This window comes from uncultured Gimesia sp. (assembly GCF_937910335.1).
In the GTDB taxonomy this organism is placed as follows: domain Bacteria; phylum Planctomycetota; class Planctomycetia; order Planctomycetales; family Planctomycetaceae; genus Gimesia.
The window spans coordinates 1-13,259 of sequence record NZ_CALEMX010000040.1 but is presented as its reverse complement, the minus strand read 5'-3'; the positions used below and the strand labels follow the sequence as shown (position 1 = coordinate 13,259).

The following is a 13,259-nucleotide window of genomic DNA, read 5'->3' as shown; positions in this document are numbered from 1 at the left end:
CGACTCTGCCACGGATGCCAGTCTGTTTGTAGAAAATTTCCTGGGCCGATTCTCTACTCAGAATCTCGATATTCAGAGTCGTAACAGTGCTGGTATTCTCGTCGAGAGCCTGGCTGGAACTATGGAAATTGGTGGAAATACATCAATTACAAATGGTACATCTCTTATCACAGACCATGCTATCGATGTCAATAATTCGACAGGCGATATATCATTTTCAGGAACCCTTGGTATTACCGGTAGTACAGGTCAGGGGATTTCATTCGACACAGGTGTTAATACAGGCACCTTTAGAGTGTTTGGTGACACATCCATCTCCGGGACGGCGCTCGAGGCGTTTATTGTCCGCGACGATAGCCCTGTGATTACGATGGGTAACGCAATTCTGTCTAATACCAGCACAGCGAATTCAGTACTCCTGCTCGATAATGCCGGCCAGGGTGGTACTGCCGGACAGGTCACCTTTGGCGATGTGAATGTCACAGGAACAACGGGCGCAACGTTGCCAACGGTGCATATCCTCAATAATACGCCAACCATTAGATTCAATGGGTTGGATGTCATTACAACCAGTGCCGCATTTCCTACTTTGGCTCCATCCGTGTTTGTGCAAACCAACCCGGGTATTGTTGACTTTGGAAAGTTAGACATTGATTCAACTGATAACCTGGCATTTATTGCGAACGCAAATACGGGGACAATCCGTTCTTCAGAAGGTACCATCGTTGTAGCCGATGCCGCTGCCATTGATATCCAGGATAGTAATATTGCGATGAGACTGACATCAGTGACCGCGGGCCCCACAAGCGGAGCTAGTTTGAATGTCACGAATGGATTTTTCCTGAATAGTGCCGGAATTCGTCTTTCTAACACACCAGGAACCTTTACCATAACTGGAGATGGAACTATCGATTCCGGTGGTACGATTACCAGTGCACAACACGGGGTTTGGGTGGAACAGATTGAATCGGTGAATATCGATGGGTTGGAAATTCAGTCTCCGATCACTTCTGGTATCGAATGGCATGAGACCGATGTAGACACGGTACATTCAATGAATCTAACACGCGTCAGAATTGAAAACTCTGCCGGAGACGGTATCGTCGTGGAAAATGGTCGTGTCTTCAATCTTGTTGATTCAATCTTAGAAAACAATGGTACGGCTGCGACCGAACACTCCCTGGAATATACGGTAAATGTTGAACTGACTGATACCACTGATGATTTCTTTGCCGTCACACTTCAAGGCAACACAATTACAGATGACAGCGCGGATGCGATTCTCATTCAATCAGGTGGTTTGCTCGACGATTCATTGATGAATTTCACTCTGGAAGATCAAAATACCATTACCAACACTGCGTCCAATACAGACAACCTGGCTGTGGTTTGGGAAGGCCCGATCAATGTCCTTGTACGGAACTTTAACAACTTCATAGGTACGGCTCCGACAGATAATATAGGGATTAACATCAACGCCACGAGCAACGATTTAGACGATACATTGAATTTCTCAGTATTCAATCAAAATAACTTCAACATCTCAGGTCCAGATAGTGTAGGTATTTTGGTTAACACAGATGGGCCTTCAAATATCTTTATTGCCAACAATAACAATGATGCGACTCCGGCTATCACCGGTCAAACAAATATCGGGTTCGTCATGGGTGGATTTGATTCAACCGCAATTCAATTCCAGAGTTTAGCTGCGAATTCCACTGTTCAGGTCGATAACAATTCATTTGATATGACAAATACATTAAGTAGAGGCATCTTCTTTGATCTGATCAATGCAACGAATTCCGGAGTCCAAATTGACAATAACGAATTCCAAATTTTTGATATCAATGGCTTCACTGAGCTGGTCATCGGGTTTAATACAGTGCTTAACGGACCGCTGCAGATTGGTACTGGTGCAGATAACCCCGTATTTTTCACACCTGCCGGGGGCACCAACGGTTCCTTTCTACTCTTCAATCCCGGCGGTGGTACATTTAATGGCCAAATCAGAGTGGATGGAACCCTGTTTCCATAACAAACATAATGTCTAGTTTTAATCATACGTTCGTGTGTTTTGATCCAAATATTTCAAGGTTCTAATCGATGAGTCGCACATCCTGGAAAGTAATGATGATTACTCCATTCAGACTAAGTGCACTATTAGTGTTGCTGAGCTTTACCGGATTTCCGGTGGGTGAGAAACAGTTTGCAGCAGCAGAAGATGGTACACAGGATTATATCATACGCGGTGATGGAGATCTGGTAGACAATGGATATGGAGGCGACCCTGGAGTATTTTCAGGGGTCAACACATTTTCAAGGTCGCTGGTCCGTCAACTGCCCGTAGATCGAGGGTGGACGTATAATTCCCCCGTTGATAAATCGATCAAAAATATGTTCCAAAGTTCCAAACTACGACTGGAATATCTCCACTGGTCAATTGAAGGACCGGACAACGTACTTTTGAGCTCACCCATATTAGGAGTTCCTGACCCAACACAACCTACAACTGTATTTGACCGCGAAACAGGTGTACCAAGAGGGAACGGTGTTGCTTTACAATACAACGACCGCAGTATGGACACGAATGGGATGCGCGGTGTTTTAGAATTTGCTTTGCCTGAGGGCAGCCTGGAGTGGAATGTCTGGGGCCTTTTCAGAAATGACTCGAACCGTCCGACTGACAGCATTTATGCCTTACAGAGTAATGCCGATATTGATGATGATTTGTCGGTGGTTGTGAACTTCAAGAAAGATGGTGTGTTGGCATCGAATACGAATGTTTTTGATGTCGACTATACTGTGAATATGAATACGGAACTGGTTGGTACGGGAGTCAATTATATTTTAGATCCCTTTCTGCCCGGCGATGGTTTTCACGTGCAACCTTTATTCGGTTTTCGTGTGATCAGTCTGCGGGAAAGGCTGAGTCAGGTCGGTATCGATTCTGGTGATGGTCTTGCCGTAGGTCGAACTTCAGTGATAGAGTCTAAAGTGGAAAACCGAGTCTTCGGACCCACTATTGGTGCACGAGCAGAATATAAGAACAGTCGATTTTCGATCGGTGCTGAGCCCAAGTTTACATTTGGATTTAATCGCAACACCAATCAGGTCGCCACCGATCAATTGTTCGTCTCAACAGATCCTCGTATTGTCACGGTCGATAAAAACAATGAATTTTCACCCACATTTCAGTTAACCGTTTATGCTAAAGTAAATGTGAATGAACACTTAAGATGCTTTGTCGGTTATGACTTTCTGTATATCGGCCAGATCTCACGTGCCTATAATGTCATTGATTACAATGAAAGTCCCACTAGTGGAGAAGAAGCGACAGGAACGAGAGTACGTCAGGACAACTCTGACTTTACGGCTGACGGAATTACAGCGGGTATTGAACTTGTCTGGTAAGTCAGCATCTCCGCTATGAAACTCTGATCACAGTTGCGCTGGTATGTCGCTGATCGGTTTTTTTGATCTGATACGGCAGACTCCCGGCAAACTCCTGATAAATCTTCTGTGCCCGAGTGTGATCGAGCTCACCTGCATGAGCCTGCAGAAGGAATCGAAATTTCAACGGCGCTTGGCGAGTCGCTTCCAGCGAACCAGACATACAAGGGGAAGCCCCCATCCAGCCATCTTCACGCACATGCCATGAAACCGTGTCCTGAGCTCCTGCAATCGGATTAGAGGGATGATAAAAGTAGGTGATCCCCTCATTGACATCAGGTGCCACCGGTCCCGAATAATCCATCCATTCTGCCGGCTTTCCGAAGATGTTTTTCTCGCCGACCTGTTGGCGGCTGCTGGTGATTTTTCCCTCACCAAAGAAGCTTGAGATCGATTTGGCAATACGGACTGCCAGAAAACCAAAATTTGTCTTTTGGAATTCCAGAGATTCTGCAGTCGGGTGAAATGTGGACTGCAATTCTAGAAACAGTTCTTCAGCGGAATTGGTTCTGATGGCTGAAATCGATTCCTGTCGTAATAAAGGTGTCGGGTCATGTCCGTCAAACCACTCGAGCTCAACAGCCAGGATGGCTTCGTCATCTCGTTCATCGATTGAGAGCCAACGTTTCTGAATGATTTTAGCTCCCGTATTCTCTGACCAGAAATTGATTCCCAATACGCGATGGTGGGCAAACCAGATTGACCGATGATGGTCGTGATTCGGGGCGCCAGGATGTCCGATGCGTGTTAAGGGAATCCCGGCTGGACCAGTCAGAGGGTAAAAGAACGGACGCGAGTATTGGGGATCATGGTGCCAGCGAAGCCGTTCTTTGCCTTTCACGCGAAAGGAAAATTGAAAATCGGGAAGTGGAATGATTTCGCATTTTGGAAATAGTTGACTCACACCCGGTCCCCCTGTTTTAAAGAAGTGTCGAAGGGTACGAATTGGCAGATCGGCATTTCAACCGATGAATTCAAAATTGAGTTTTCATTAAAAACATAAAATGAGATTTACGACATCGGAAAGACAATCGACAGCAGGATCGTGGTCGCCATACTGGTGCAGCCCAAAACGATGAGTAAGGGAGTCCATGATTTTAGTGCTTCAGTTTCGGTTAAGCCGCTCATTTTGCAGAAAATCCAGAAGCCGCTATCGTTCATCCAGGAACCGATCAATGAACCTGCACCAATGGCTGTTGCCAGATAAACGGGATCAAATCCCAGCATTTGTGAATTCACGTTCATGGTCGCCAGCATGGCTGAGGTCGTAATCATGGCAACCGTGCTGGAACCCTGCGCCACTTTCAGTAAGGCGGCAATTCCAAATCCCAGAAATAGAAAACTGAGTCCCGTGGCATCTGCGTCAGAGCTGCCAAATTGTTCTTGAATGGCAGGACCAATTTGGGCGACGGTCAACATTTTTCCGAATGCGCCGCCCCCGGCGGTAATCAGAATAATCACGCCGCCACTCATGAGAGCTGTTTCCACAGTCGCTCCCAATTTCAACAGCGTCAATTTTCGCTGTTTAAAGAGGATCACCAGAGAGATCGCCGTCGCTACTAACAACGCAAAGTTGGGATCACCAATTAATGATGTAAACGGACTGAGACGTCCCAGCAAATCTTGTGGGCCTACACCACTGGCAAGCATCGAGCTGACAAGCGTGTTGGCTGTGATCATCAATACGGGTAAGACAATCGGTGTCAGTGAAACAAGCAGTGAAGGCAATTCATGTTCTTCTAAGGGATCGGGGTCTTTATGCTCGGCGACTTCACGCATCGGGATATTCATTTTACGATTGGCAAGCATGGCATAAAAAATTCCGGCAAAAGCGGCTGGTAAAGCGACCAAAAATCCGACAAAGATCATTTTACCCAGATCCACTCCGAGATTGTCGGCCATTGATAACGGTCCTGGTGTGGGAGGCACAAGGGTATGTGTGATCGCGCCACCGGCGGCGATGGCCATGATATACATCAAATAATTTTTTTGAGTACTGCGATAAAGTGAACGTGCGAGTGGAATCAATAGATAAAAGACAGTGTCAAAAAAAACGGGTACAGCCAAGACGAAACCACTGCCCATGAGCGCGAGCGAAGCATTTTTTTCGCCGAGTGCTTTTAAAAACGTTCTTACAATACGATCTGCGGCACCACTATCCATCATACATTTTCCGATGATGGCGGCCAGTGCAATGACGATACCGATCCCGGATACGGAGTCACCGAATGCGATGGCTACGCGTTTGATGCGATTGATTCCATCAACGGATTCTGGGGCAAGCATACTGACGGCCATCGCTGCCGTGATCAGCGCCAGAAATGCATTGATCTTCAGGAAGATGATCATGCCGATGACGATGGCAATTCCGATGCCTAATATTACAAAAGGATAGTTTTCCAACATAAGCGCTTCTCCAGAAGAATCTTAGGTGAATTTCTCAGTTGGGTATGAGCATTACATAGATTTGCCTGCGACGCAAGCGAGAGCCTGATAGAAAAATCGTGTTCTCCGATTATGAACGAGATTAAGATATACCTGCTTTCGCCGAAACTCTGTTTTTTGTAGGATGAGATTGTTCATGGGCTCCTTTTTCTCTTGACGTTAAGGAATAACCGGCAATGCCTGATTCTTTCAGTTTTCGACGAATGCAGTTCCTGATTTTGATTTGTTCAGTTTGTTTTTGGGATCATTCGAGAGCATGCCTGTCCGCTGAAATTTCAGCTGCCGATGCAAAACAGGCAATGAAACGAGCCACGCATTTTTTTACGAGTGAAGTATCAACTTCTGGAGGCTATCTCTGGAATTACAGCGAAGATTTAACCAAGCGCGAAGGAGAGGGGAAAGCTAGCGATTCGATGATCTGGATTCAACCGCCGGGAACGCCCTCGGTTGGCGAAGCGTTTTTGAATGCCTATCAGAAAACGGGAGAACCTTATTTGCTCGAAGCAGCCAAAGGTGCTGCAAGTGCTCTGGTCAGAGGACAATTGAAGTCAGGAGGCTGGGCGGGTTACATTGATTTTAAAAATCGCAGTGGAGTTCAGTATCGCGTTGATGGCGGTGGCGCCCGAGCCAGAAATCTAACGACGTTTGATGACGATAAGTCTCAGTCCGCTTTGCATTTTTTAATGCGACTGGATCAGGAAGTCAAATTTCAGGATCAAACGATTCACGAGGCGGTGACATACGCTCTGGATGCATTTATGAAGGCACAATTCCCCAATGGAGGCTGGCCGCAACAGTATAGTAACTTTCCTGACCCGAAAGATTATCCTGTTCTCAAAGCCAGTTATCCTGCCAGTTGGTCTCGAGAGTTTCCGAAAAAGAAATATTCTGATTTCTACACATTCAACGACAACGCGATCGCTGATCTCGTTGATCTGATGTTTCTGGCAGCGCATATTTATCAAGATCCCCGTTATCGTAAAGTGGCTCTCAAGGCGGGTGATTTTATCATACTGGCACAAATGCCGGAGCCACAGCCTGCCTGGGCTCAGCAGTACAATCATAAAATGCAGCCCGCATGGGCACGAAGATTTGAACCTCCCTCTGTAACGGGAGGTGAGTCTCAGGGAGTGATCAAGACTCTCATACAACTTTATATTTATTCGGGTGATAAAAAGTATCTCAAACCGATACCATCTGCAATCGCCTATTTGCGAAAGTCAGAATTGCCTGGAGGAAAGCTGGCGCGTTTTTATGAATTGAAAACGAATCGTCCTTTGTATTTCACAAAGCAGTATCAACTGACTTATAAGTCAGATGATGTCCCTACGCATTATGCTTTTGTTGTCAATTCTAAACTGAATGATCTGGAAAGTCGTTATCGTAAACTCGTTAAGGTGTCACCCAAACAACTGGCTTCAATGCGTTTTCCGGAGCGTCGTGTTCGTTTAACTCCCGCATTAACTGCCAAAGCAAAATCCGCTATTGAATCGTTGAATAAACGTGGTGCCTGGACTGTGCAGGGGAGGCTCCGCTCTGCCAATCTGGAAAACGTTCCCGTCATTGAAACGCGTGTCTTTATTAAGAATTTGGACACGCTTGCCAATTATGTGGCTGCAAGTCAACGTGACTGAATTGAAACACGGTTACGAGTCTTCTGCAATCGCCTGCATGCATTCGAGTCCTCGTCTGGCGACGTCTAGCGGGTTCTGCTGCCAGAGGTCTTCGCGAAACAATTCAAGTGAGAGCCAGCTTTGATAGCCAATTTGTTTTAAAAGTCGGCAGTAACGTGTCAGATCGATATGCCCCTCCCCCGGCATCACGCGGTCCGGGTCCATCTGCTCTTCACGGGGAATCGAGTTGACAGCATCGTTGAAGTGTGAGATGGCAATCTGTTCGGGTTTGAGTTGTGCGATGGTTTCGATTGATCCACCGCCTCGGAAGACATGAAACGGATCGAGTACGAGTGTTGCTTGTGGGTGTCCCGATTTTTCAACGATTTGTAACGCATCTTCAATTTTGGTCACCGCTTCTACAAATCCTAGAAATTCCACTGCCGGTTTGGCACCGACCTCTATGCCCGCTTCAAGTAGTTCCCGGTAGCGCTGTGCGCCTAGATCGTAGTCTGGTGTTTCTCGATGCGGACAGGCGATGACATATTCGGCTCCCAGTGCGGCAGCCAATTTGAGACGATTTAGACAAATATCAAAGACGGCAGGATATTCTTCGGGCGAAGCAGACCACCAGTCCCGCAGCATAATCATTGTGGGGATAGCCAGGCCCGATTCCTGTATCGCAGCGGAAATCGTTTGCAACTCTCCACCCTGGGAAAGAAATTCCTCTACTTCGTTAAACCAGAGTTCAATCCCTTGATAGCCGGCTTCAGCTGTGATTCTGATTTTATCAAGCAGAGGAGTGGTACGAATGGTACTGGCATTCAGGCTGTAGAGAAAAGAACTCATTGAGATGGACCTTTAGAGGAAAAAGGGTCAGAAACAGTCATGGTTTTATGTATGCTTTGGCGTAATAAAGATACAAAGCGTGATGTCTTTTGGGACGTATTATAGCAGATTGCAGTCAATTCAATACGACTTAGACATTTTGCAGTAAATGTCTAAAATGATCAACTCAGACAGTTACAGAATCAGGTTGCTCGACTCGGCTCCGTTTATCCGTCACAATATGAGAACAGGTTTATTTCTGATTCATATGAAGCGTGAACAGAATTTGGCAGGTTTTATTATGAGAATTTGCTCAACATGAGAGATATTTGTTACTTTCAAGTGTTATGCCAGGTCACAGTGGTTAGTTTGCTGATCACAGGTTGTGACTCGGGATCGACTACACCCACGACACCTGTCGAATCAGAGATTGTCGTTTCCAGTGCCGCAGAGACGTCCCCTTCTTCTTTGCAACAGAATTCTCAGGAACGTCAGGCCAATTCAGTCACCGAAACAAAGAAATCGGATACCAAAAAACATTCAAATCACAAATCGGAATCAGAAAATACTCAAACTCAAAAAACTCCAGAAACGATTTATCGACCAGATGATCAGAGGCCGCTCCATAATAATCAGCGATTGGCTCTCTTAGGAATTCACCTTTATGAATCGCCACGTTTGAAGCTTTATACAGATATCGATCCCAAACTGGCTGCGACATTACCTGCTGTGATCGACCAGGCGTATCCGGCGATGGTTGATTACTTCGGCCCTTTACCCCCTGATCGAGAGGGGGCCGAATTTCAGGTGACCGGTTATATCATGCAGAATCGGGAGCTGTTTCAAAAAGCGGGTGTGATCCTGGAATCGTTACCTAAGATTTTTAATGGTCGTCATTTGGGTGCGCAATTCTGGATGGATGCGCAAAGTGAGAATTATTATCTGCGACACTTGATGATTCACGAATATACTCACTGCTACAGTATGATTATGGACAACATAGGCGCGCCGGTCTGGTATCTGGAAGGCATCGCTGAATCGATGGCAACACACAACATCGACCAGAATCGCAAGATACATTTCAACGTAATGCCTTATAACAAAAATGACTTCGGTGGTTTAGGAAGAATTTCACTGATTGAAGAGGCTGTTCGTGTCGCACCACCCAAGTCCATGCTGGAAGTGATGCAATGGGAATCCAATGATTTTGTGAATAATAATGTAACCTATGCCTGGTCCTGGGCGTTGTGTCAGTTTTTTGATAAGCATCCGCGATTCGCAAAACCGTTTCGCCAATTATCGCGCCATATGCAGGGCAAAGCGTTTTCAAAAAAATTTCGGGAGCTGGTGAAAAACGATTATTCCGACATCAATGATGCCTGGTTATTGTTCGCTAGAAATTTACAACATGGATACGACTTTGAACGCGCAACGATTACATTTCGTCCCGGTCAACCGTTAGGTCAACCCAATCTATCAGCGATCGCAATGATCGCCAGTGATCGGGGCTGGCAGTCGAGTCTGATTCACGTTGAACAAGGCAGTACTTATGATGTCGTCGCTGAAGGTAAATTTATCCTGGCCGAAAAACCGAAGCCCTGGGAATCTACGGCCGATGGAATCAGTTTTCGCTACTTTAAAGGACAGCCCTTAGGGAGGCTGATGATGTTGATCAGGCCCGATTCAGGAGCCGGGAGTTCCAGTTCACGATCGGTTTTAAAGGAGTATCCTCTGGGAGCCAACGCTACCTGGATGGCACCTGTTTCGGGAACCATCTATTTCCGATTGAATGATGACTGGGCCGAACTTGCCGATAATCAGGGAACAGTGAAAGTCACTGTGACTCAAAAGAAAATCTCCGACTCTGGTAATCTGTCAAAAAAATAAAACGGAATTGCTACGAGATTCCACGCAGTGTATTCTCAATAGAAACTTAACTAGAGTTGATAATAAAAAAGACGACAGGAGCCGTTTAATGTCAGATCAGACCAATCGATTTATTGATTTAAAAGACCAGTCTTCGCGCAGAACATTTATAAAGCAGGCATCAGCCTCCTTGCTGGCTGGAAGCCTGATTCAGCCTGTATCAGCAATTGGAGCGGAGTCTGCGGCCTCTTCTAGCGGGATCAAAAAAGCGGTCAAGTATCAGATGATTTTGGAAAAAGTATCAGTTCTTGATAAATTTAAAATGTTAAAAGATGCAGGGTTCGACGGAACAGAGATGCATTTCAGGTCTAAGGTTGATCCCAAAGAAGTGAAACGAGCCAGTGAAACAACTGGTGTCCAAGTGCATGGTTTTATTAATAGTGATCGAGATGACTTGAAAGATTCGATTGATCAATCGAAATATTATGGAGGCACCAGTGTTTTGGTGGTAGCCGGCCGCGTCGATCAGAAAAACCCATATGAGGGTGTCTATCAGCAACAGCAGGCCAAATTACGGAAGAATTTACCTTACGCAGAAAAACAGGGTATTAAACTACTGGTTGAAAATGTGTGGAACAATTTTCTGTTGAGTCCTTTAGAGATGGCTCGTTTTATTGATGAGTTGGAAAGCCCGGCAGCGGGTGTGTACTTTGATGTCGGCAATGTCGTTCGCTTTGGCTGGCCCGATCAGTGGATTCGGATTCTGGGGCCTCGGATTGTGAAGCTGGATATTAAAGAATACAGTCGAAAAAAGCAGAAGGATGAAGGGCTCTGGAAGGGATTCCAAGTCGAAATTAATGACGGCGATTGTAACTGGCCCGCCGTACGTCAAGCGTTACAGGATGTCGGTTATACTCAAGGTTGGGCGACTGCTGAAGTCAAAGGCGGCGATCGCAAGAGATTACAGGAAATTTCAGAACGTATGGATCGTGCTCTTGCTCTTACCTGAGGGAGCGTTGATAATTGGGTATGACCGTTAAGAAGTTTCTGTATTCTGATGGTCTCCCACCAAGATTCCTACCATTGGCGGACTCTGCAGAAACGAGTCCATTTAATCCAGAATCGAAACTCAATACTTTCTTCTGAATGAAAGGCCATTCCTATGCAAGAAACTGCCTCAGATCAACAGCCATCACAAGGTCGTCGCCAATTTATGAAGCAATCTCTGGCGACACTGGCAACGACAGGGCTTGTCGTCAATCCCGCATTAACGACAGGCGCTTTTGCCGCCAGTTCGGAATTGATCAAAGTAGGGTTAGTGGGTTGCGGAGGCCGGGGAACGGGAGCAGCCGCTCAAACATTGAAGGCTGATCCCAATGTAGAGCTGGTTGCAATGGCTGATGCCTTTGGTGATCATCTTGAAAAAAGCTATCAGAATCTTAAGAAGACCGATGTTCAAGATCGTGTGAAGGTCGATGCAGAACACAAATTTGTCGGTTTTGATGCATACCAGAAACTAATTGATTCCGGCGTAGATCTGGTGTTGTTGGCGACACCACCTCATTTCCGCCCTCAGCAATTGAAGGCGTGTATCGATGCGGGCAAGCATGTGTTTTGCGAAAAACCAGTCGCCGTCGATGCACCTGGAATTCGTTCGGTATTGAAAACCACGGCAGAAGCCAAACAGAAAAACCTGACAATTGTCTCCGGTCTCTGCTGGCGCTATGAACCTGGTATGCAGGCCATGGTCGAAAAAATACATAGTGGTGGCATTGGCGATATTATTTCGCTGCAGAGCATTCGCTTCCTGGGCGGCGTAGCCAAAATGGTCAAGCGAAAACCAGAATGGTCCGACATGGAATATCAGATGCGAAACTGGTATTACCACACTTGGCTCTCCGGCGATTTTAATACCGAACAGTTCGTGCATGAACTGGATAAACAGTCGTGGGTCATGGGTGAGTATCCGATTCGCTGCTATAGCACTGGTGGTCGTCAAACGCGGACCGGGGAAGATTATGGTCAAATATACGATCATTTCAGCACCGTTTATGAGTATGCCAATGGCGCCAAATTCCTGGCATCCACGCGGCATCAACTGGGATGCAGTTCCCTGTTTGTTGATACTGTATCCGGCACGGAAGGGACGGCGACTTTGATGAAGTATCAAATCGAAGGTAAAAACCCCTGGAAGGGAGCTCGCCGCCGCGGCAATATGCATCAACTGGAACATAACGAGATGTATAAGGCCTTGCGCAGTGGAGAGATCATCAATAACGGGGAATACATGGCGAACAGCTCGATGATGGGAATCATTGCCCGGATGTCTGCTTATACCGGTAAGACCCTCACCTGGGAACAGGCTATGAATTCGAAAGAAGATCTGTCTCCTGAGAAATACGACATGGCCATGTCATTACCAGAACCCATAGTAGCCACTCCTGGAGTGACACCTTTTGTTTAAACTGTTTTGAAATCCAATCTGGTTCCGTAAATAAAACAACCGGCGTGTGTGATGCATTCCGGTTGTTTTTTATTGGACATTTCAAACGTGATTTATCAAACTAGAATCAAATTGAGTTTAATTCTAACCAGGAGGAATTGATGAAGTCGCTCGCTTATCTGCTTCTGTTATTGGGAATTATCATTGGCGCCTGTTTTGTTCCATCAGATCCCCAGCTTTATGCTAACGAGAAGACAGCCAAGAAGGATTCTACGAAGACCAGGCTGACTCTCTCTCGTGAAAAGAATATGTTGTATATTCACGGCGATCATATTCCGGGCGGGAAAATTCCGATCTATTATCTGGAAGCCTACTGCCGCGCGAATTCAACAGATGCCGATTGGGGGAAACATACTGTCATCAAACATGAAACACAGATGATTTCGATGAATAAAAGTCACACGGTGCTCAAACTGAAGTGCACTGTTGCAGATGGCGTGACCGTGCATCACACCATCACGGCGAAATCTGATGAAGTGGATTTTCATTTAGTGGCCCATAATCCCACACAGCAGCGATCTGAAGCACATTGGGCACAACCTTGTATTCGTGTG

At 46.1% G+C, this 13,259-nt stretch carries 9 protein-coding genes and 1 pseudogene; 7 read left to right on the top strand and 3 right to left on the bottom strand.

What is annotated here, in order from left to right:
* Positions 1-2,035, top strand: a 2,035-nt coding sequence (locus tag Q0668_RS01665; RefSeq protein ID WP_298859307.1) for a hypothetical protein, incomplete at its 5' end; no start/stop codon positions are given.
* 68 nt (positions 2,036-2,103) lie between these two features.
* Entirely contained in the window at positions 2,104-3,411 is a 1,308-nt protein-coding gene (locus Q0668_RS01660; RefSeq protein ID WP_298859305.1) for a BBP7 family outer membrane beta-barrel protein, read from the top strand.
* 13 nt (positions 3,412-3,424) lie between these two features.
* On the opposite strand, the gene Q0668_RS01655 is transcribed toward Q0668_RS01660, so the two are convergent.
* Together Q0668_RS01655 and Q0668_RS01650 are read right to left on the bottom strand one after the other, a co-directional pair.
* Positions 3,425-4,354: a PmoA family protein gene (locus Q0668_RS01655; RefSeq protein ID WP_298859303.1), complete on the bottom strand. Its 930-nt coding sequence runs from the start codon at positions 4,352-4,354 to the stop codon at positions 3,425-3,427.
* A gap of 107 nt (positions 4,355-4,461) precedes the next feature.
* On the bottom strand, positions 4,462-5,856 hold the full coding sequence (locus tag Q0668_RS01650; RefSeq protein WP_298859302.1) for an SLC13 family permease: 1,395 nt from the start codon (positions 5,854-5,856) through the stop codon (positions 4,462-4,464).
* A gap of 215 nt (positions 5,857-6,071) precedes the next feature.
* Here Q0668_RS01650 and Q0668_RS01645 point away from each other — a divergent pair, with 215 nt between their 5' ends.
* The gene (locus Q0668_RS01645; RefSeq protein WP_298859301.1) at positions 6,072-7,529 is read left to right on the top strand and encodes a pectate lyase; all 1,458 of its coding nucleotides are present in this window, start codon (positions 6,072-6,074) and stop codon (positions 7,527-7,529) included.
* A gap of 12 nt (positions 7,530-7,541) precedes the next feature.
* Here the strand turns inward: Q0668_RS01645 and Q0668_RS01640 are convergent, their stop codons facing one another.
* Positions 7,542-8,357, bottom strand: coding sequence for a sugar phosphate isomerase/epimerase family protein (locus Q0668_RS01640; RefSeq protein WP_298859299.1), 816 nt, complete (start codon positions 8,355-8,357; stop codon positions 7,542-7,544).
* A gap of 297 nt (positions 8,358-8,654) precedes the next feature.
* Between Q0668_RS01640 and Q0668_RS01635 the strand changes: the two genes are divergently transcribed.
* The 4 genes and pseudogenes from Q0668_RS01635 to Q0668_RS01620 form a co-directional block, all read left to right on the top strand.
* Positions 8,655-10,223, top strand: a complete 1,569-nt coding sequence (locus Q0668_RS01635) for a hypothetical protein (RefSeq protein ID WP_298859297.1) — start codon at positions 8,655-8,657, stop codon at positions 10,221-10,223.
* A gap of 88 nt (positions 10,224-10,311) precedes the next feature.
* Positions 10,312-11,211 carry a sugar phosphate isomerase/epimerase family protein gene (locus Q0668_RS01630; protein ID WP_298859295.1) on the top strand — a complete coding sequence of 300 codons (900 nt, stop codon included), beginning with the start codon at positions 10,312-10,314 and terminating at the stop codon, positions 11,209-11,211.
* A gap of 153 nt (positions 11,212-11,364) precedes the next feature.
* Positions 11,365-12,666, top strand: coding sequence for a Gfo/Idh/MocA family oxidoreductase (locus Q0668_RS01625; protein ID WP_298859293.1), 1,302 nt, complete (start codon positions 11,365-11,367; stop codon positions 12,664-12,666).
* Between the two features lie 140 nt (positions 12,667-12,806).
* A pseudogene (locus tag Q0668_RS01620) lies at positions 12,807-13,259 on the top strand (hypothetical protein); the annotation flags it as partial.